Source organism: Clostridium sp. 2218st1_F5_2218SCRN_220325, assembly GCF_039062665.1.
Taxonomy (GTDB): Bacteria; Bacillota; Clostridia; order Peptostreptococcales; family Peptostreptococcaceae; genus Intestinibacter.
Genome location: NZ_JBCLNH010000003.1, coordinates 80,049 through 102,320, shown reverse-complemented (window position 1 = coordinate 102,320; position 22,272 = coordinate 80,049). Strand labels below are relative to the sequence as shown.

At 28.4% G+C, this 22,272-nt stretch carries 20 protein-coding genes and 1 pseudogene; 15 read left to right on the top strand and 6 right to left on the bottom strand.

All coding sequences use genetic code 11. The annotated features are described in order from the left end of the window. Positions 1 to 16: 16 nt before the first annotated feature. From ABCM86_RS03040 to ABCM86_RS02985, 12 genes are all read left to right on the top strand, one after another. Positions 17 to 1,294, top strand: coding sequence for a DUF4038 domain-containing protein (locus ABCM86_RS03040; protein WP_343003456.1), 1,278 nt, complete (start codon positions 17 to 19; stop codon positions 1,292 to 1,294). A gap of 10 nt (positions 1,295 to 1,304) precedes the next feature. Beyond that, a complete protein-coding gene (locus tag ABCM86_RS03035) occupies positions 1,305 to 2,615 on the top strand; it encodes a prolyl oligopeptidase family serine peptidase (protein ID WP_343003455.1) in 1,311 nt (436 codons plus the stop codon). A gap of 16 nt (positions 2,616 to 2,631) precedes the next feature. Next, positions 2,632 to 3,135 carry a PTS glucose transporter subunit IIA gene (locus tag ABCM86_RS03030; protein ID WP_343003454.1) on the top strand — a complete coding sequence of 168 codons (504 nt, stop codon included), beginning with the start codon at positions 2,632 to 2,634 and terminating at the stop codon, positions 3,133 to 3,135. Between the two features lie 13 nt (positions 3,136 to 3,148). Beyond that, positions 3,149 to 4,591 (top strand): glycoside hydrolase family 1 protein, encoded by a 1,443-nt coding sequence (locus tag ABCM86_RS03025; protein ID WP_343003453.1) that lies wholly within the window; start codon positions 3,149 to 3,151, stop codon positions 4,589 to 4,591. 16 nt (positions 4,592 to 4,607) lie between these two features. Beyond that, positions 4,608 to 6,008: an L-fucose/L-arabinose isomerase family protein gene (locus ABCM86_RS03020; RefSeq protein ID WP_343003452.1), complete on the top strand. Its 1,401-nt coding sequence runs from the start codon at positions 4,608 to 4,610 to the stop codon at positions 6,006 to 6,008. A gap of 2 nt (positions 6,009 to 6,010) precedes the next feature. Next, on the top strand, positions 6,011 to 6,844 hold the full coding sequence (locus tag ABCM86_RS03015) for a transketolase (RefSeq protein WP_343003451.1): 834 nt from the start codon (positions 6,011 to 6,013) through the stop codon (positions 6,842 to 6,844). Then, the gene (locus ABCM86_RS03010) at positions 6,837 to 7,775 is read left to right on the top strand and encodes a transketolase C-terminal domain-containing protein (RefSeq protein ID WP_343003450.1); all 939 of its coding nucleotides are present in this window, start codon (positions 6,837 to 6,839) and stop codon (positions 7,773 to 7,775) included. Before ABCM86_RS03015 ends, ABCM86_RS03010 begins: the two co-directional genes overlap by 8 nt. A gap of 19 nt (positions 7,776 to 7,794) precedes the next feature. Further along, positions 7,795 to 9,267 (top strand): glycerol kinase, encoded by a 1,473-nt coding sequence (locus ABCM86_RS03005; protein ID WP_343003449.1) that lies wholly within the window; start codon positions 7,795 to 7,797, stop codon positions 9,265 to 9,267. Positions 9,268 to 9,463: 196 nt separating this feature from the next. After that, a complete protein-coding gene (locus ABCM86_RS03000; RefSeq protein WP_195929468.1) occupies positions 9,464 to 10,162 on the top strand; it encodes a gamma-glutamyl-gamma-aminobutyrate hydrolase family protein in 699 nt (232 codons plus the stop codon). Between the two features lie 40 nt (positions 10,163 to 10,202). Next, a complete protein-coding gene (yaaA, locus tag ABCM86_RS02995) occupies positions 10,203 to 10,955 on the top strand; it encodes a peroxide stress protein YaaA (protein WP_295677092.1) in 753 nt (250 codons plus the stop codon). A gap of 290 nt (positions 10,956 to 11,245) precedes the next feature. Next, positions 11,246 to 11,932 carry a manganese efflux pump MntP family protein gene (locus ABCM86_RS02990; RefSeq protein ID WP_195929470.1) on the top strand — a complete coding sequence of 229 codons (687 nt, stop codon included), beginning with the start codon at positions 11,246 to 11,248 and terminating at the stop codon, positions 11,930 to 11,932. Positions 11,933 to 12,064: 132 nt separating this feature from the next. Then, a complete protein-coding gene (locus ABCM86_RS02985) occupies positions 12,065 to 12,715 on the top strand; it encodes a cobalamin-dependent protein (RefSeq protein ID WP_295763316.1) in 651 nt (216 codons plus the stop codon). A 113-nt stretch (positions 12,716 to 12,828) separates the two neighbouring features. Here ABCM86_RS02985 and ABCM86_RS02980 read toward each other — a convergent pair whose 3' ends face one another. From ABCM86_RS02980 to ABCM86_RS02965, 4 genes are all read right to left on the bottom strand, one after another. After that, positions 12,829 to 14,847 carry an ABC transporter permease gene (locus ABCM86_RS02980; RefSeq protein WP_295779339.1) on the bottom strand — a complete coding sequence of 673 codons (2,019 nt, stop codon included), beginning with the start codon at positions 14,845 to 14,847 and terminating at the stop codon, positions 12,829 to 12,831. Further along, positions 14,840 to 15,607, bottom strand: coding sequence for an ABC transporter ATP-binding protein (locus ABCM86_RS02975; RefSeq protein ID WP_195929473.1), 768 nt, complete (start codon positions 15,605 to 15,607; stop codon positions 14,840 to 14,842). Before ABCM86_RS02975 ends, ABCM86_RS02980 begins: the two co-directional genes overlap by 8 nt. Before the next feature lie 179 nt (positions 15,608 to 15,786). Beyond that, the gene (locus tag ABCM86_RS02970; protein ID WP_295677100.1) at positions 15,787 to 16,800 is read right to left on the bottom strand and encodes a sensor histidine kinase; all 1,014 of its coding nucleotides are present in this window, start codon (positions 16,798 to 16,800) and stop codon (positions 15,787 to 15,789) included. 11 nt (positions 16,801 to 16,811) lie between these two features. Then, positions 16,812 to 17,483 (bottom strand): response regulator transcription factor, encoded by a 672-nt coding sequence (locus ABCM86_RS02965; protein WP_295677102.1) that lies wholly within the window; start codon positions 17,481 to 17,483, stop codon positions 16,812 to 16,814. Positions 17,484 to 18,229: 746 nt separating this feature from the next. On the opposite strand from ABCM86_RS02965, the gene ABCM86_RS02960 reads away from it, so the two are divergent. Beyond that, positions 18,230 to 19,180 (top strand): ADP-ribosylglycohydrolase family protein, encoded by a 951-nt coding sequence (locus tag ABCM86_RS02960; RefSeq protein ID WP_295763320.1) that lies wholly within the window; start codon positions 18,230 to 18,232, stop codon positions 19,178 to 19,180. A 131-nt stretch (positions 19,181 to 19,311) separates the two neighbouring features. Here the strand turns inward: ABCM86_RS02960 and ABCM86_RS02955 are convergent, their stop codons facing one another. Then, positions 19,312 to 19,704, bottom strand: coding sequence for a hypothetical protein (locus ABCM86_RS02955; RefSeq protein ID WP_295732790.1), 393 nt, complete (start codon positions 19,702 to 19,704; stop codon positions 19,312 to 19,314). Positions 19,705 to 19,724: 20 nt separating this feature from the next. After that, positions 19,725 to 20,873: pseudogene (locus ABCM86_RS02950) on the bottom strand (hybrid sensor histidine kinase/response regulator). A gap of 242 nt (positions 20,874 to 21,115) precedes the next feature. On the opposite strand from ABCM86_RS02950, the gene ABCM86_RS02945 reads away from it, so the two are divergent. Both ABCM86_RS02945 and ABCM86_RS02940 read left to right on the top strand, forming a co-directional pair. Continuing rightward, complete coding sequence (locus tag ABCM86_RS02945) at positions 21,116 to 21,250, top strand: hypothetical protein (RefSeq protein ID WP_295677140.1); 135 nt, start codon at positions 21,116 to 21,118, stop codon at positions 21,248 to 21,250. A gap of 151 nt (positions 21,251 to 21,401) precedes the next feature. Then, positions 21,402 to 22,199, top strand: a complete 798-nt coding sequence (locus ABCM86_RS02940) for an HAD family hydrolase (protein WP_295677144.1) — start codon at positions 21,402 to 21,404, stop codon at positions 22,197 to 22,199. The last annotated feature ends 73 nt before the right edge of the window (positions 22,200 to 22,272 follow it).

Sequence of the window (22,272 nt, the reverse complement as noted above, 5' to 3'; positions counted from 1 at the left end):
TAGAGAGGGAATTAATATGTCATATTTAAGTATATCAAAAAATAAATTAGGATTTGAAAAGCAAGGAAAACCTTTTTTATACTTTGCTGATACAATATGGAGTGCTTTTACAAATGTAACAGAACAAGAATGGGAATATTACTTAAAAAAAAGAAAACAACAACAATTTAATACACTACAAATTAATATACTTCCACAGTGGGATCGCTGTTGGGTACCTTGTGAGTTATTTCCATTTAAATCTAAAGATGGTAGCAAGTTTGATTTTGAAGAGGGTATGATTGCTGAGTATTTTGAACATGCAAAAAATATGTGTGAAAAAGCTGTAGATAAAGGATTCCAACTTGCTTTAGTTGTTCTATGGAGTAATTTTGTACCTAATACATGGGCATCAAATATGATTTCAGACAATATTATGCCAAAAAAATTAATACCAGAATATTGTAAGATGGTATCAGAAACATTCGATAAATTTAATCCAATTTATATTATTAGTGGTGATACTGATTTAGAAACAAAAGAGACAATAGAATATTATGAAATTGCTTTAGATGAATTAACTAAATTAAGTCCAAATACATTAAAGACAATGCATATTAAGGGAAGATATACTTATTTACCACAACAATTAGCAGAAAAGCTGGACTTTTATATGTATCAAACTGGACATAATAATCAATTCCCTGAAAAACCATATACAATGCCAAAGGAATTTAGAGAAAAATATCCATTAAAACCATTAATTAATTCGGAACCATGTTATGAACAAATTAGTTATAGTGGTGGACAATATGGAGTATATGATACTTATGATATAAGAAAAGTAGCGTGGACTAGTATATTATCAGGTGCTAATGCTGGAATTACATATGGTGCACAAGGCGTATGGGGATGGCAAAAAGTAGGCATGCCATCCAATCCGGCAATTGGAGAAGGATTTGAAGAGGCAAAACCATGGGAAGAAGCATTAAACTTTACAGGTGCATGGGATTATGCATATATAGTTACTTTCTTAAAGGATAGAAATATAACTGAATTAAAAATAGATAATAGACTTTTAGAAAAATCAGAAGCTATTAGAATGGCAACAACTCCAAACGGAAAAGTAAGTTTAATTTATGCTCCATATAGTAAAAAGATTAAGTTAAATGAAGACTGTACATATGCAAAGATACAAACTATAGAACTTTCAAGTAGATTTATTGCTCAACCAGAAGTTAATGTTAAAGATGGTATTACCACAATAGAGCAATGTTCGTTCGTAAAGGATATTTTAATTGTTATAGAAAGATAGGAAGAAGAAAATGAAAAATTATAAAACTTTTACAACTATGACTGATTATGGGCCATTTATAACAAAGCTTATTTTACAATTACCATGTGAGGTCACAAAAAATGATCTTAGCATAGATTCTTTTAATGTATATGCAGAATGTAGAGATTTATATACAGGAAAAATATTAATGAAAAAGGATAAAAAAACAGGGATAAAAAGATTGTTAAAAGGATATCCAGTGATATCTAATGTGTATCCATGTTGTTCATACGGAAATGAACAACATAAATCAAATTATGTTGCATTGCAATTAAAAGAAGAGTATCTAAATAAAAGGATTATTGGAGATGTATTTGCGAGTGAATGGTTAACTAACTATTATAGAATTACCCAACTTAAAAATTTTTCTGATGATAATAGTACTAATGGATTGGTTTTTGATAATTGTATAGAGGATATATGTCCTCAGCTTACAGGATGGAGTGAAGATATTAGTAAGCATGAAGTACTACCCCTAAGATATGGATATTATACTCCAAATATAGACTTCGAATATAAATGTGATTTAAATAATTCTTATAAAAAAGATAAGCAGTTTTCAAGGAAAATTCCTATTGTAATCTGGTTACATGGAGCTGGAGAAGGTGGAACAACTACAAAAGTAGCATATACAGGAAATAAAGTAAATAATATATCTTCAAAAGAAATTCAAAAAAAATTAGGCGGTGAAGCGTGGGTACTTGTTCCACAATGTCCCACAGTTTGGATGGATGATGGAAAAGAAAAATTGGGAAGATCTAATGAAAGTATATATGTAGAACCTCTGATAACACTAATAGAAGAATTTATTGAAAATCATAAACAGTATATAGATAAAAATCGCATCTATATAGGAGGGTTATCTAATGGTGGATTTATGTCTATAAAATTATTAAAAGAATATCCAAAATTCTTTGCTGCAGCGATTGCAGTATGTGCACCGTATTTTAAGGAAAATGTAACTAATAAAATGATTGATGATTTAAAAAATATTCCTATTTGGTTTGTTCATGCAAAAGGGGATGAGTTAGTAGATGTTGATGAAACATCGTTATATCTCTACAACAAATTAAAAGAGGCTAAAGCAGAAAATGTACATTTTAGTTTATTTAATAAAGTAATAGATCTTACAGGTAAATATAAAGAACAGGATGGTAGTCCGAAAAAATATTTTAATCATGGAGTTTGGATTCATGCATTTAATGATGACTGTTATACAGAATTAGATGGAACAAATGTAATTTATGATGGAAAAGCAGTAACACTATGGGAATGGCTTGGAAAACAAAATAATAGGTAAAGGTAAGGGAGAAAAAATGTCATTATTTAATAAAATCTTCAAGGGTCAAGAAAAAGATAAAAAACATGATTGTGAATTAGTATATGCACCAATAACAGGTGAATATGTTTCATTAGAAAAAATTCCAGATCCAGTTTTTTCATCAGGAGTTTTAGGAGATGGATGTGGAATAATTCCGCATAGAGGTGAGGTGACTTCACCAGTTGATGGAAAGGTTATGATAGTATCTGATACAAAACATTCGGTTTCGATTGAGGCTCATGATGGAAGACAATTTTTAATACATATAGGTATTGATACAGTTAATATGAATGGTAATGGATTTGATGTTTTGGTGAAAGTTGGAGACGATGTTAAAGTAGGTCAAAATATTATGAAATGCGATTTAGATAAAATTATAGAAGCAGGATATCAAACTACAAGTGCATTTCTTTTGGTAAATTCAAGTGAATATAAAGAAATTAATTTTAAAATAGATGAGCAAATAAATTTAGGTGAAATAGTAGGAAATATTAGATAGGAGATAAAGAGGTATGGATGGATTCAGAAAAGATTTTTTATGGGGCGGTGCTACTGCTGCAAATCAGTATGAGGGTGCATGGAATGTAGATGGAAAAGGTCCATCTGTATCAGATATGTGTACTAATGGTACACATACAACACCTAAAAGAATTACACAGGTATTTGAAACAGGAACTTTGTATCCTAGTCATGAAGCAACAGATTTTTATCATCATTATAAAGAAGATATTGCATTGTTTGCTGAAATGGGATTTAAAATATTTCGTATGTCAATTGCATGGACTAGAATATTTCCGACAGGAATAGAAAATGGACCAAATGAGGCAGGACTTGAGTTTTATAATAATGTATTTGATGAATGTAGAAAATATGGTATTGAACCATTAGTTACTATATCTCATTATGAAATGCCATATGCATTAGTAGAAAAATTCAATGGATGGGAAAGTAGAGAATGTATTGATTATTATATGAATTACTGCAAAGCTATATTTGAAAAATATAAAGATAAGGTAAAATACTGGCTTACATTTAATGAAATTAATGCTGGAACAATGCCTATGGGAAGTGTATTATCTCTTGGAACAATTAGGGGATATTCGGGACCAATAAATGAAGTAGAGGATAATAAACAAGAAAGATTTCAAGGATTACATCATCAATTAGTTGCAAGTGCGAAAGCTGTGAAATATGCACACGATAATTATCCCCACTTTGTAATGGGGAATATGAGTTTATTTGGCACTTTTTATCCCTATACATGTAATCCAGATGATATAATAGCAACTCAAAAAAGAATGCAGATATTTAACTGGTTTTGCTCAGATGTACAGGTTAGAGGGGAATATCCAGGATATATTAAACGATATTTTAAAGAAAATAATATAGATTTAAGGATGGAAGCAGATGATGTAGAAGTTTTAAAACAAGGAACAGTAGATTTTTATACATGTAGTTATTATATGAGTAATTGTATATCATCAGATCCAGAACTTAATTCTACTGCAGGTGGAAATTTAATGAATGGGATTAAAAATCCATACTTAAAATCTAGTGAGTGGGGATGGCAGATAGATCCTAAAGGATTAAGATTTAGTCTAAATGAAATATATGATAGATATGGTTTGCCAATTATGGTTGTTGAAAATGGTTTAGGCGCAGTAGATAAATTAGAAGCTGATGGAAGTATTCATGATACATATCGCATAGAGTATTTACGTGAACATATTAATCAAATGAAAGAGGCTGTAAAAGATGGAGTAAACCTTATAGGATATACTCCATGGGGATGTATTGACCTTGTATCAGCATCAACAGGTGAAATGGCAAAACGCTACGGTATGATTTATGTTGATAAATATGATGATGGAACAGGCGATTTAAAGCGTCGCAAGAAAGATTCTTTTGAATGGTATAAAAAGGTTATTACAACAAATGGTGAATATTTAGACTAACTTAAGGGGGAGTAATATGGTAAAAATAAAGCTAGGGTATGCTCCAACAAGAAGGAGTATATTTAGTGCAGCAGATGCAAGTAAATATAGAGATTTGATAGCAGAAAAACTTAAAGAACTAGATATAGATTTTGTAGATATAGATGATATAAATGAAGAAGGACTTCTTTATGTTGATAATGACGTAAAGAAAATTGCTGAAAAGTTTAAAAAAGAAGGTATAGATGGACTGTTTTTGCCTCACTGCAACTTTGGAACAGAATATGTATGCGCAAGGCTTGCAAAAGAATTAAATGTTCCTGTGGTATTATGGGGTCCATTAGATGAAAGACCAGACAAGAATGGTATTAGACTTAGAGATACACAATGTGGTTTATTTGCAACAGGAAAAATTCTTAGAAGGTTCCGAATACCATTTACATATTTAACAAATTGTAGATTAGACGACCCTGTATTTGAAAGAGGATTAAGAGATTTTATTTCAGTTTGTAATGTTGTAAAAGTATTTAAAAATATGAGAATTCTTCAAATTTCTACGAGACCTTTTGATTTTTGGACTACTATGTGCAATGAGGGTGAATTACTAGAAAAATTTAATATTCAACTTGCTCCAATACCAATGACAGAGCTTATAGAAGAAGTTAAATATGTGAAAACAGATGAGAATAAGTTAAAAGACATGATTTCATATATAAACAACAATATGGATGTTATGGTAAAAGAAAATGAAGTAGAGAATGTAGCAGCGTTAACTATAGCTATGGAAAATTTAATTGAGAAATATGGATGTCAGGCAGGTGCAATTCAATGTTGGAATGCGCTTCAAAAAGAACTAGGTATTATGCCATGTGCTTCTAATGCTATATTAAATGAAAAAGGAATTCCTATAGTTTGTGAAACTGATATACATGGGGCAATTACAGCGTTAATGGTAGAAGCAGCAGGAATGGATGAAGCAAGAGGATTTTTTGCCGATTGGACTATACGTCATCCAGATATTAAAAATGGGGAATTATTGCAACATTGTGGTCCATGGCCAATATCAGTAGCAAATGAAAAACCTAAACTAACTTACCCGTTAGCATTTGACTATCCAGGTAGCTTAACAGCAGAAGCAAAACATGGTGATATTACATTATGTCGTTTTGATGGAGATAATGGAGAGTACTCATTATTGCTAGGAAATGCAAAAGGTGTAGATGGACCAAAGGGGATGGGAACATATCTTTGGATTGAGGTTGATAATATTAAACGCCTTGAGGCAAAGATTGTTGAAGGACCTTATATTCATCACTGCGTAGGAATACATAAAAATATTGTTCCAGTCTTATATGAAGCATGTAAGTACATAGGTATAAAACCAGATTTATATGATCCAATAGAGGATGATATAAAGGCATATTTGAGGGGAGAATAAATATGAGAAATTTAAAAACATTGGCATATGAGTTAAGAGAAGATGTTCTAGATATGATTGTTGAAGGAAAAGCGGGTCATATAGGTGGAGATATGAGTGTTATGGAGATTTTAACAGTAATATATTTTGAACAAATGAATATTAGCCCAGAAAATATAAATAGTCCTGATAGAGATAGATTTGTGCTAAGTAAAGGGCATGCAGCGGAGGCGTATTATGCAGTACTAGCAAGAAAAGGGTTCTTAGATATTGAAGATATTATTAAAAACTTTAGTAAATTTAAATCTCCGTATATAGGGCATCCAAATAATAAACTTCCAGGAATTGAAATGAACTCAGGTTCACTTGGGCATGGCCTTCCTGTATGTGTGGGAATGGCATTGGCAGCAAAAATGAATCAACAAAATTATAGAGTTTATACTGTTATGGGAGATGGAGAATTAGCAGAAGGATCTGTTTGGGAAGGGGTTATGGCTGCTAGTCAATACAAACTAGATAATATATGTGCTGTAGTTGATAGAAATAGATTACAGATTTCAGGGAACACAGAAGATGTTATGGGGCATGATAATTTACATGAGAGGTTTAGAAGTTTTGGTTGGAGCGTAATTGATGTAGAAGATGGTAATGATATTGATCAATTGAGTAATGCATTTGAAATAGCAAAAAATACAAAAGGTAGACCTACAGTATTAATTGCAAATACAATCAAGGGAAAAGGGGCATCTATTATGGAAAATAAAGCGAATTGGCATCATAAAGTACCTACAGCGGAAGAATTAACACAAATAAAAAAAGAGTTTTCACAAAGAAAAGAGGTGTTAGCTTGTGTCTAGTATAGCTAATAAACAAGTTATATGTGATGTATTGCTAGAAAGGGCAGCAAAAGATAAAGATATTATTGCATTATGTAGTGATTCTAGAGGGAGTGCATCATTTACAAAGTTTGCAGAAGAATTACCAAAACAATTTGTAGAAATAGGGATAGCAGAACAAAACTTAGTTAGTATATCAGCAGGTTTAGCTAAGTGTGGTAAAAAACCTTATGCTGCATCACCAGCATGTTTCTTATCAACTAGAAGTTATGAACAATGTAAAGTTGATGTTGCATATTCAGATACTAATGTTAAATTAATTGGAATTAGTGGAGGGATAAGTTATGGAGCATTAGGGATGAGTCATCACTCAGTTCAAGATATTGCATCTATGTCAGCAATACCTAATATGAGGGTATACATACCAAGTGATAGATTGCAAACGGAGTGTTTAATGAGAGAACTAGTAACAGATGAAAAGCCAGCATATATTAGAGTTGGCAGAAATGCTGTGGATGATGTTTATGAAGAAGGCAATGTACCATTTGAAATGGATAAAGCTGTAGTAATTAATGAAGGAAGCGATATAGCAATAATTGCGTGTGGTGAAATGGTAAAGCCAGCCAAAGATGCTGCAGAAATATTAAATAAAAAAGGTATTAGTGTTGCAGTTATAGATATGTACTGTATTAAGCCTCTAGATGAAAAAACACTATTAAAAGTAGCATATGATGTAAATATAATAATAACAATAGAGGAACATGCTCTATTTGGAGGTCTAGGTTCTATGGTAAGTCAAGTAATAAGTAGAGAATGTCCTAAAACAGTAATAAATATGTCATTACCGGATTCTCCTGTTGTGACAGGAACATCATCAGAAGTTTTTGAATACTACGGTCTTACAGCAAATGGAATAGTGGCAAAAGTAGATGAAATAATGAAATTAAGATAATTAAGGACGGAGTAAAAATATGGGGAAATATATCATTAGTATTGATCAAAGTACACAAGGAACAAAGGCTGTATTATTTGATGAAAAAGGAAAGTTAATTAATAGAAAAGATTTATCACATTTGCAAATTATTAATGATAAAGGTTGGGTATCACATAATCCAGAAGAAATTTATAAAAATACAGTTAGTTTAGTAAAAAATTTAGTAATAGAATCTGGGATTAATAAAAATGATGTAGTTGGAATTGGTATTAGCAATCAAAGAGAAACCTCTTTAATATGGGATAGATTTGATAGGAAACCTCTTGCTAATGCTATTGTATGGCAATGTAATAGAGCAAAAGATATTTGTGAAAATCCAAAAATCAAAGATGCATCAGAAATTATAAAAGAACGCACAGGTTTGCAGCTATCTCCTTACTTTCCAGCATCAAAATTATCTTGGTTACTAAAAAATGTAACAGGGGCATCTGATATGGCTGAAAGTAATCGTTTGTGTATGGGAACAATTGATACATGGTTGATATATTGCTTGACAGAAGGTAAATCATATAAAACTGACTACTCAAATGCATCGAGAACACAACTATTTAATATACATACTCTTGAATGGGATAAAGATATATGTGAACTTTTTGGAGTTCATACTAAATGGTTACCAGAAGTTTGTGATTCAAATAGCTATTTTGGAGATACAAATTTTGAGGGATTTTTTAATAAACCAATACCTATTCATAGTAATATGGGGGATTCTCATAGTGCTTTGTTTGGACAGGGATGTTTACAAACAGGCATGATAAAGGCTACTTATGGAACTGGTTCATCTATTATGATGAATATAGGCGAAAATTTAGTTATGAGTAAGCATGGCGTTGTGACATCATTGGGATGGAGAATGAATGGAAAAACTACATATGTTCTAGAAGGAAATATTAATTATACAGGGGCAGTTATTTCATGGCTAAAAGATAATGTGGGATTAATAAATAAACCTAATGAAACAGAGGAATTATGTTATAACGCTAAAGATAATGATGAATTATATTTTATACCCGCATTCACAGGTTTAGGAGCACCATATTGGAATAGTAATATAAAAGGTAGTTTACTTGGAATTACGAGGAATACAAGTAAAAATGAGATTGTGCGTGCAGGAATAGAGTGTATTGCATATCAGATTATAGATATAATACGTGCTATGGAAGAGGATACGCAAGTAATGGTTAAGGAATTAAGAGTAGATGGTGGGCCAACAAAAAATAATTATTTGATGCAATTTCAAAGTGATATTTTAAGTGGAAGTGTTTTAGTTCCAAATACAGAAGAATTATCTGCTATAGGAGCAGCATATGCAGCTGGATTATCTTTGGGTATTTATAATGAAAGTATATTTGGTAATATAGAAAGAAAAGTTTATAACCCACAAATGAGTAATAATATACAAGAAAAAAAATATAATGGTTGGAAAGATGCAATAAAAACAATTTTATAATATGCAAAATATATGATTTGATATAATATAAAATTTATTATAAAGAATTTATAAATAATATTTTTTATAACTTAAGCATAACAGAAAAAATGTTATGCTTTTTTTTATTAAGTGGAAATTTTAATAATTAAAAGATATATTATTTATTAAATCTATAACAAAAACAAAATATTATATAATTTAAGGGGGTAGGAATATGAAACCAATTATAGGGGTTATTCCTCTTTGGGATGATGAAAAAGAAAGTATATGGATGTTACCAGGATATATGGATGTATTAGAAAATAATAATGCAATTCCAATGATACTACCTTTATCTACATGCAAAGAGAATTTGGACAAGTGTTTTGAATTAGTAGACGGTATTTTATTTACAGGGGGTCATGATATAAATCCAAAACTTTATAATCAGAAAAAGAAAGATACATGTGGATTGCAATGTGACAGACGAGATGAAATGGAGAAATATCTATTTGAAAAATCTATTAAAAATAATAAACCTATATTGGGCATTTGTAGGGGAATTCAGCTATTTAATTCTCTATTGGGTGGCACATTATATCAAGATTTAAAAACTGAGTATAAATCAAATATTAATCATACAATGGAAAAGCCTTATAATAGAGGTGTTCATAATGTTAATGTTTTAGAAAATACGATATTACACAAAATAGTTGGTGTAAATAAATTATACGTAAACAGTTATCATCACCAAGCTATAAAAGATTTAGCACCAGGATTAATTGCAAATGCAATATCCGAAGATGGATTGATAGAGGCAGTTAGTATGCCAAACAAAAAATTTGTTATGGCAGTTCAATGGCATCCAGAATTTTTGTGGAAAGATAGTGAGGAAAATAATTTAATAATTGATGAATTTATAAAAAGTATTTAGGATAGAAGGAAAGGGGAAAAATAATGAAAGAGGTATTATTATGAAAATTATAATTTCACCAGCAAAGAAAATGAATATAGATGATGATATTTTTGAGTGTAGAAGTGAGCCTGTATTTTTAAATAAAGCAGAAGAACTAATGAATTATTTAAAAGGTTTATCATATGAAGAATGTAAAACTATGTGGAAATGTAGCGATAAACTAGCTCAATTAAATTACGACAGAGTTTTAGATATGGATTTAAATTATAGATTAACTCCAGCAATATTTTCATATGAAGGTATTCAATATCAATATATGGGACCAAGTGTACTCAGCCAAGATGCAATTGAATACCTGCAATCTAACTTAAGAATATTATCAGGATTTTATGGCATCTTAAAACCATTAGACGGTATTGTTCCATATAGACTTGAGATGCAGGCAAAACTTATAAATCATAAAAATAAAGATCTATACGAATTTTGGTCAGATAATATAGCAAACAATTTATTTGAAGAAGATGATGTAATAATTAATTTAGCATCAAAAGAATATAGTAAATGCGTAAGTAAATATATAAAAAATCAACCAAATATAAAATTCATCACATGTGTATTTGGAGAATTAAAAGGCGAAAAAATAATAGAAAAGGGCACACTTGCAAAAATGGCGAGAGGTGAAATGGTTAGATATTTAGCTGAAAATAATATATCCACTTTAGATGGATTAAAAAGCTTTAACAAATTGGGCTATAAGTATAGTGAAGAAGAGTCTAATAACGATACATATATATTTATAAAATCCATATAATTAAATGACAATAACAGGAATAATATTGATTTTTTACTAATATTATATATAAATAATTGACAGATTTTATTGGGATATTTTATAATAAAGAAGTTCTAAATAATTAAACGGATTAAAACTAAATAACTCCTATGAGGGAGTAGTTTGCGGCTAAGCCGTTGTAATGTCGACATAATGATTGCAAAATCCGGTATTACATTAAAAAGCGAGACTCATGGATAATAAAGTGTTTTATTAAAAAACGCTTTATTGTCTATGGGTCTTTTTTAATTTTAAAGGAGGGAAAAATAATGGGATTATTGGAACTTTTTATACTAGCAGTAGGGTTATCGATGGATGCTTTTGCTGTATCAATTTGTAAAGGTCTTGCTTTACCAAAAATAAACTTAAAATCAGCAGGAATAGTTGGGTTATGGTTTGGAGCATTCCAGGCATTAATGCCGCTAATTGGCTATCTACTTGGAGTAAATTTCAGAGAGTATATAGTTAGCGTGGACCATTGGATAGCATTTATATTACTAGCTTTAATTGGAGTTAATATGATTAAAGAGGCATTAACTGAAGATGATGAGGAAGAAGAAACAGAAATAAGAAACTTAAAACGTAATGCAGAAGAACAATGTAATATATCATATTCTGCTAATTCATGTTCAATATCACCAACAGGTCAAGTTGCATTAAGTAGAGAAAAAGACAGTGTAATGAAAGATATTCTAGGATTTAAAACAATGTTTTTACTTGCAATTGCAACAAGTATAGATGCATTAGCTATGGGTGTAACATTTGCATTTTTAAATGTAAAAATAGTACCAGCAATATCTTTTATAGGTATAGTGACATTTACCTGTTCAGCAATAGGCGTAAAAATCGGAAATGTATTCGGTCTTAAGTATAAGTCAAAAGCTGAAATTGTCGGAGGTGTAATACTTATATTATTAGGATGTAAGATATTAGTTGAACACTTAGGAATTATATAATTGTTAGGAGTTGGGTATTTATTATATCTAACTCCCTATTTTTTAAAATAAAATCAAGTTTTTATAGGATAAACAAACTCAAATGTCAAATTAATAATATATAAAATGTATTATTTTAGGAGAGAAATTTATATGAATTATTGTGAGAAAATCAAAAAATCTATGATTGAAGGTGACGATGACTCGGTTGTAAAGTATATAAAGAAATCTCTTTTAGTAGGATATAATCCAAAATACATATTAAAAAATATTTTAATGGATGCATTAACCTTAATTGCAAAGAAAGAAGAAAAAAATGAGTGTCTTATACCAGAAGTATTACTAGCTATGAATTCATTTAAATCTGGTTACAAAATAATAGAACCCTATTTGAAAGAGAAAGACAAAGATTATGACATAGTGATAGTTATGGGGACTGTATATGGAGATATACATGATTTAGGCAAGAACGTGATAAAGATATTTTTAGAAACGTTAGATGTTAGAATAGTGGACTTAGGTACAAATGTACCTGCTGAAAAATTTGTAGATGCAATTGAAGATAATAACGCAAATATTCTTATGATGTCGTCATTATTGACAACGACAATGGGAGAAATGAAAACAGTTATGAATTTATTAGAAGAAAGAAAACTAAGAAAAAAAGTACATGTATTTATTGGTGGAGCATCAGTAGGTGAGGCATTTAGAGAAAAGATAGGTGCAGATTGTTATACAGATAGCGTTGTAGATCTTATAGACTATTTAAAAAAGAATATGGATAAAATAAAAGAAAACTCTTAAATAAAGGTGGGTATTTAGGAGTTTTTTTATTTGAAAAAATAAGCATGCCATAAATTTATACGACATGCTTATTAAAGAATAAATATATATTAATTTGAATAGTGTTTGTAAATTTAGCTTACTATTTTATAGTAACTTCTAGCTGTAATTCTATAAACTATAGCATAAAAGACTGCGAATAGTAAGAAGCCTCCACAAGTAGCTATGGCATATAATTTTATATTTGTAAGATTTAATATAGCTAGTATCTTAGTTATAAAAGGAAATGCAAATGATACATGAATTCCTGCGACAATAAGTGGCAAGAAGAAAACTGTAAGCACTTGAGAATGTATTGATTGTTTGATTTCCTTATTACTTATACCTACTTTTTGCATTATTGCAAAACGCTCTTTATCATCATATCCTTCAGATATTTGTTTATAATACATAATTAATATTGTAGCCATTGTAAACAGTATTCCTAAGAATACACCTATAAATAATAGTCCACCATTAAGACCAATAAGGTCATGTTTAGAACTTTCACGGCAATCTATTTTACCATTATAAACATATTTATTTGTGTCTTCTGGATAAGAACTCATAGTTTCTAATTCATCATAGAACTTATCATTTATTTTTAATACAGTATTTGCATCTGCATCTACATTGAAGAAATAGAAATATTGAATATCTGATGCCATTTTACCGTATTCTTTTTTCTGTAATTTATATAGATTATTTAAAATATCCATATCCTTAACTACAACAACATGATTTTTTGCAACATTGGCAGCTACATATTTATCTATAGGAAAATCTTCAAAATGACCTTTTATTTTAAAATTATAATCAAAGACTTTAAGTGTATCATAGTTATATTTATCTCTGTTAGAGGAGATAAATATTTCATTATCATCTAATTTTTTATTTGAGTTATATAATTTATTATAATCATCAAGAGTGATAAAAGATAAAGTACCTATATCATCAACACTATTAGAATACACAGGGTTAGCCTTATCTATTATATAAGAATTTTCTTTTTCTATACCAGCAAAGTTTAAAGTTGTATATTCCATTTCATCTATTGGCTTTTTATTAAAATCATCGAGTGTATTATTTATCCAAGTTTTTAGTTCTTTTATATCCTTGTCTGAGTGACTAGATGGTGAAAATTGAAATTCAGTTGGATAATAATTATTAATGATATCATTCATTCCGTACCATAAAGAGAATGTAGATGAAATCATTACTAAAACCATTGTAGATAGTATGCATATATTAGCAAGTCCTACTGCATTTTGTTTCATACGATATATCATACCTGATACTGATATAAAGTTTTTTGTTTTATAATAGTAATTTTTATTTTTACGTAGAGCTTTTAATAATACAATACTTCCAGCTGTAAATAAAAGATAAGTACCTATTATTACTAGTATTACAGCTACGAAAAATAAACTTAATGCAGCTATTGGATTAGTAGTTTTAACAGCTATATAATATCCTGATCCTAAACAGATAAATCCAAGTAAGGCAATTATCCATTTTGCTTTAGGTTCTTTTTCACCAACAGAACTTCCGTGTAATAATTCTATAGGTTTAGCAAGATGAATTTGTCTAATACTATTTAAGAATATAACAACAAATATTACTACAAATAATATAATTGTAGTTTTTAGTGATTGTGGTGATATATAAAATCCTAGTGGAACTTTTACTGTAAACATTGATAGTAAGATTAAAAGCATTAATTTATCAAATAAAATACCTACTAATATACCAAAAATTAAACTTACTAAACTTATAATAACTGTTTCACATAGTACAACTCTAGAAATATGCTTTTTCTCCATTCCTAAAATATTATAAAGTCCAAATTCTTTTTTTCTACGTTTCATAAGGAAGCTATTTGTATAAAATAAGAATATTGTTGCGAAAATTCCACATATAATTGTACCTAAAAATAATACTGTAACCATTGAGTCAGTTCCGCTGACTTTACTTAAATCAGGGTTGTTTGATAATGAGCAAATAATGTAAAACATGCAGATTGTCATTATTGATGTAATCATATATGGTATATATGTTTTTGCATTTTTCTTTATGTTGGTAATTGCTAATTTAAAATAAAAGAATTTACTCATTTTTAACACCACCTGTAGCAATCATAGTTAATGTATCTGAAATTTTTTGATACATTTCTTGTTTTGTTGAAGAACCTCTATAAAGTTGGTGGAATACTTTACCGTCTTTTATAAATAGAACTCGTTTTGCAGTACTGGCAGCTTTTGTACTATGAGTTACCATTACTATTGTTTGACCATCTTCATTTATATCCTCGAATAATTGTAATAATTCGTCTGCAGAGTGAGAATCTAATGCACCAGTAGGCTCATCTGCTAAAATTAATTGAGGTTTAGTTATAAGCGCTCTTGCTATAGCAGCTCTTTGTTTTTGACCACCAGAAACCTCATAAGGAAATTTATCTAAAAGAGAGTTTATTCCTAATTTAATTGATAATGGTTGTAAAAGTGAATTCATTTCGTTGTATTTTTTACCTGATAAAACTAAAGGTAGAAAAATATTATCTTTTAGTGAAAATGTATCTAATAAATTGAAATCTTGGAATACAAATCCTAAATTATTGCGACGAAATGCTGAGATTTCTTTTTCTTTTATAGAAACTATATTTTTTCCATTTAGTAAAACTTCACCACTAGTTGGTTTATCTAGTGAAGCTAATATATTAAGTAAAGTGGTTTTACCAGAACCTGATTCACCCATTATAGCAACATATTCACCTTGTTCAACAGAGAAAGATACGTCTGATAAAGCTTGAACGTGGTTTGAACCAAAGCGTGTTGTATAAACTTTCTTTAAATTATTTACTTGCAACATTGCCATTTTAATGACCTCCATTTTATTTAAATTATAGTAATTTCTTATTTATGAGTTAATTATAACAAAATAGGGAAATGCAATACCATTTCTTTGGCTTACATTTCCCCGCATAACCTTACATTACTGTAATTTTAAATTTTAATATAGATAAATATTGAAAAATTAATAATCTCAATAAAAAATTATTCAATATTTATATCAATCATTGATAAATCAAGTATAACTTTAGTTTTTACCCCAACTTCAGATTCAATAGAAATTTTATGTGATAATTTATCTAGTATATTTTTGCATAGATAAAGACCAAGTCCGCTTGCTTTTTTGTTAGTTCTACCGTTATATCCAGTGAAGCCTTTATCGAATATTCTAGGTATATCTTCCTCTGAAATTCCGATTCCAGTATCTTCAATAACAAGTTTTTTATTTTCTAATGGATAAATAGAGACTGTACCTTTAGTTGTATATTTTATCGCATTAGAAAGTATTTGTTCTATTACGAATACAAGCCATTTTTCATCAGTTAAAACTGTATAATTTGTATTTTTGAAATTAAGTGCTATTTTCTTTCTTATAAAAAGAGGAGCATATTTTCTAATAGCTTGCTTTATAATATCGTCTAAATTATATTCTTTTATTACAAAATCATTTTCGGAACTACCAAGTCGAATATATGAAAGAACCATTTCTACATACTGTTCAATTTTAAATAATTCCGATGAAAGATCACTTGAAACTTCACATTCAGAAGTTTGTATTAATAATTTCATAGCAGAAATAGGTGTTTTGATTTGGTGAACCCACATTGTATAATAATCAATCATATCTTTTTGTGCATTATCGGATTTAGATATAAAGTTTTTATATTCATCATTTAAATTTAAGATTAAATTAGTATAATCATCTTCAATTAAATTTTTTGGAGTTGGTAAATTATTTAAAGAAATATAAATTTCATTTTGTAATTTATATAATGCTATATGTTTTTTATAGTAATTTATAAAATTTATACATATACAAATTAAGCCAATAAAGCAACACAAAAGGGAAGCATATATTACTGGTTCAGTAGATATATTATATAAAACGAATACTAAGGAAAATACTAATGTAAATAATATAAAAAGAAGAATAGGTTTTATATATTGCTTTATATATTTTGATGTTATGTATGTAAATTTAATTTCATAATTATTCATAACAATTCTCCTTATTCAATAATATATCCGATTCCTTTTTTTGTTTTGATAAAATTAGAGAGACCAATTGACTCTAGTTTTTTTCTTAGTCTAGTCACATTTACATTTAATGTATTTTCTTCAACATAGTTATCTGTTTCCCATAATTTGATCATAAGGTTATCTCTACTTACAGTTTTCCCTTTGTTTTCTAGTAGAGTTTGTAGTATTTTATACTCATTTTTTGTTAATTCCACTTTCTCATCATTATGAGAAATAGAGTTATCATTTATATTTAAAATTGCACCATTATGTTCTAATAAGTTTGTCTGAGTAGAGAATGAATATGTACGTCTTAGTATAGCTTGTGTTTTTGCGATTAATACATGTAAATCAAATGGTTTTGATATAAAATCGTCACCACCCATATTCATTGCCATAACAATATTCATATTATCTGAGGCTGATGATATAAATACGATTGGAACTTTAGAAAGTTTTCTAATTTCGCTACACCAGTGATACCCATTGAAAAATGGAAGAGTAATATCCAATAAAACTAGTTGTGGGTTAAACTCAACAAATTCAGGGATTATATCTTGAAAATTAGTTACCTTTTTTGCGACAAAGCCCCAATTATTCATTTCTTTCTCAATAGATTTTGCAATGATCTCATCATCTTCAATAATTAAAATCTTATACATGTTGCCCTCCTTTAATATATTTTTTAAATAAACGTATATTTTAATTTATTGTAAATTTAATAATTTCTCGTGATAAAAATTATATATTTATTTTGATATTTTAACATAAAATCCTTGTAACTAAAATTAAAATAAAAGAAGGACAAGAAATTATGGAATAAATTTTATAAAGAAATAATATATTATAGTATGTTTTAAACATTTAAAAGGAAAGCGGATAGGGAGCGGGACTATCTTCTTTCTTTTATTTTTTTGTAATTTCGAGTATATATTTTTAAGTGATTAATTAAAAAAATATATATAGTAAATAAAGAATAAAATGTAATTTAAATAAAATTAAATAAAAAAGAAAAGTAAGGAAAATTGTAAAACTAAAACTAAAAAAATTTTAAAAGTTTTGAAGGGGATTTTATTAAAAGATAGAATTCTTATAATAAGATTATCTTCCTTAATATTTTCAATATACATTTCAATCTCAAATATTGATTAAAATTTAAATGTTTAACGATAAGTTATGCTTTTAAATTTCTTAGAAATTTTGATAAAATCGGATTGAGTAAATTTACAAGGTTCGAATTTTAGAAAAATTCTAGTTGGTGATATACACCAACTATTTTTTTTGTGAAAACCTAAAAACAAAAGAAAGTTACGACTATTAAATAAAAAATAACTAAAAACGTATAAAAATTGTAAGTTTTTAGACTATAATATAGTATAGGAAGTTTATTTTAAAGGAGGCATGTTTTATGAATAAAGTGTCGTATCCAAGAAATAAGGTTTTAGGTGGTATTTGGGGATTAATAATCGGTGATGCTGTAGGAGTACCATATGAATTTACACCTAAAGAAAACATTCCAAACATAGATAAAATTGATATGGTAGCACCAGATTATTTTAGAAAGACGTATATTGATATACCTTTTGGTACATATTCAGATGATAGTGCACAATTTTTGTGCCTTATTGATAGTTATATAGAATGTGATGGATTTGATATCGACAATGCAGCAAAAAAACTTTTAGCATGGGTATCTCATGGTTTATGGGCTGTTGATGGTGAAGTTTTTGATGTTGGAAGACAGACCTTACAGGCATTAACTGAGTATGCAAGAGGAACAAGTCCTAGATATTCAGGGCTATGTATACCTGAGGGAAAAGGAAATGGAGCTTTGATGAGGACTCTAGCTTTAGCACTTTTTGAAGAGGGAAGTGATGAACAGTTAGTTTTTGATTCTCATGAACAAGCAATGATTACACACGGAAATATATGTAATCATGTATGTTGTGCATTTTATAATTTAATCGCAAAATACTTGCTCGAGGGCATGGATTTTGAGGAAGCATATTCAGTAGGGATAAATTCTCTAAAAAGAATATATAGTGACAATAAGAGTTATTTAGATGAATTTGAAAATAATATTTTACCCGACGGAATAATAGAAGAAAGAGGAACAGGATATGTTATTGACTGTCTAAAGAGTGCTTTTAAGGTTATAAGAGAAAGTAACTCATATAAAGATGCTATAAAAAAAGCTATAGCTTTGGGCAATGATACTGATACAACGGCTGCTGTTGTAGGTGGACTTGCAGGAATTATATATGGATTTGATGATATACCAACTAATTGGTATGACCAACTTAGAGGAAAAGAAAAAATACTAGAATTAATGGATAAAATAAGTTTTGAGAATATCTAGATTTATATCTAGGTATTTTTTTGAACATATTTTATAAATATAATAAAATTAGATCATTTCTTTTTTAAAATAAAAAAGACTGAAGATAAATTTGCATCTGTAATAAATCTACAGTCTAGAAAACTATTTAATTAAGAATTTTTTATAGACATTTCATCTATAAGTTCATCACTTAATGAAATTATTTTTTCAGATATTTTATTTCTTTGAACTTTTAAAATATGACTATATAATGGAAAAGCAAGAAGCATTCCGCAAAGACCAACTATTCCTATTATAATTCCCTGAATAAATTGACTATCTTTCCATACTAAAACGCAACATAATCCAAATCCAAATATTAAAGAACTAATTAAGCCGACTACAATTGATTGGATAGTTGCCTTTCTTGTGGCAGACTCATCAAGTTTACGTATTTTATCGAGTTTATTTTCTGTTTTAGGAAGATATTTAGTACGTATTTCTTCTATTTCTTTTTTTTGTTTTGCTGAATAACTATACACAAATTTTTCATCTTTACTCATATGTTTTCCCCCTTATATTTTTATATATTATAAATTTTATTTTTATTAAGATCTAACTTTACTGTGAAAGTTGTCCCTTTTCCTAATGTACTTTCTATATAAATGTCAGCATTCATAATATCTATAATTCGTTTAACTAATGCAAGACCTAACCCGTTTCCATTTGTAGCATGAGAAGTATCGCCTTAATAAAATTTTTCAAAAATATGTTTGCCGGTATCTTTACTCATACCACAACCATTATCGCTAATTGATATAATTATAAAGTTATTTTCACTTTTAGCTTTTATGCTTACCTCACCACTATCTTCAGTAAATTTAAATGCATTAGAATAGAGATTGTTCCAGATAATAGATGTAAGTTCTTTGTCGGCATTTAACATTAAATCTTCTTCAATATCTACATCTATATTTATATTTTTTTCTTCCCAAATACTTTCGAAACACAGTAAACACTCGATAAGTTGTTCACTTAAATTATATTCACTAGTTTCAAGAAATATTTTTTGATTTTCTAATTTATTAAGTTTTAAAATATTAGTAATTAAATTGGATAAATTTTGTGATGTTTCATAAATTGATTTTGAGTATTCTTTTCTTTCTAAATCTGTTGTACGCTCATCTTGCATTAAAGCAGAGTAATTTTGAATAATTGATAACGGTGTTTTAAGTTCGTGCGAAACATTAGATATAAAATCTGTACGGAGAGTTTCTATACTGCCTAATTCTCCTGCCATTTCGTTGAAGTTATCAATTATAATATCTAATTCGTTTCTTTTTCCGAATGTATCCATTGGTTCAATTCTTACATTAAAATCGCCATTAATTATTTTTTTCGTAGCATTAAGAATTTGTTGAACAGGTTTTACAAGATAGTCATCTATCTCTAAACTAAAACCGCGAAGTTTTGATTGTATATCATCTTTTGCTGTTAGAAATAAAAGTGGAATGTTTTTATCAATATCTCTAACTGATTTTGCAAATTCAAATCCATCAATACCTGGCATCATAATATCAGAAATAATTAGATCTATATGATTGTCATACATCACATCATATGCATCATTGGTATTTAGGCATCCGATAGCATTAAAGTTATTTTTTATTAAATAAGAACAAATAACATTATTCTGGTGTTTTTCATCATCAACTACAAGAATATTAATCATTAAAAATTACCCCCATTACAATAAGTATTTAGTTAAATATATTTTAATCTTATTGATTATTTTGAATTATAACATAGAGTTGTTAATGTTTTGTTAAAGTATAGAAGGATTTGTAATTTTATATAAATGTGATATTTAATATGAATTAATATTTCGTTAACATATTTTTAAAAACTTTTAAATAATGAAATTGGATAATATAGCTATAAAATTGATAAAACAAAATAGAGGAGATGGATTAAATGTTAAATTTATTAAAAATAAAAGCAATAATATTAGAAGGTATTTATAAAAATGCAGAGGATTTAAAAAATGGTATGATGAATAATGAAAATAATATTAAACTTGACTACAGTATTATACATATGTACTTATAAACTACAATTAAAAAGGATGTATCGAAGTATAGAATTTATCTATTTTTCGATACATCTTTTTTAATTGCGCAAGTTTTTTTAGTTATGCTAAAATATTCTAGAGATTATTTAGAAATATATTAAATTTATAAGGGGAATTGAGGAGATAGATATGATAAAAATAATTGCTACTGATATGGATGGAACTCTTTTAGATAGCCAAAAAAATGTTCCGAAAGAGTTAGATTATGTGCTAGATAAATTGGATGAAAAGAAAGTACGATTTATTGTAGCTAGTGGGAGACAATATTATAATCTTGAAAAACAATTTAGAGATTATAAGCATGATTTAATTTATATAAGTGAAAATGGTGCAATGGTTTTTGATAAAGGGGAAATTGTATATTTAAGCGAAATTGATGGAGAAAAGTTAACTAAACCAGTTGAAATTGCTAGAAAAATACATGGTGCATCAATTATTTTATGCGGGGAAAAGAGTGCATATACTGAAAATAAGGGTGAATTTTTTATAAAAAATGCACGTCTTTACTATGAAAAATTACAAGTTGTAGATGATGTCTTAGATGTAGTTAAAGAAGGTAAAGATAAAATATGTAAAATAGCATTATTCCATGATGAAAGCTCTGAAAAATATTTATCTAAAGAATTTGATGAAGTAGAAAATGATTTTTTAATTTCAGTATCTGGTGAGTTATGGATGGATTTTATGAATGTTGGTGTAAATAAAGGTACAGCAATAGAGAGAATTCAAGAATACTATGATGTGACTTATGATGAAACAATGGCATTTGGAGATTATCTAAATGATTATGAGATGATGCAAAGTTGTAAATATAGCTATGCTATGGCAAATGCACATCCAAAATTAAAAGAAGTAAGTAATTATGAAGCTAAATCAAATGATGAAAATGGTGTTGTAGAAGTTATAAAAGAGTACTTTGAAATTTAATGATAAGTCAAAAGCATAATAAATTTTATATTGGTATATGAGGGTTAAGTATTAGTATAGGAAAATTAAATAC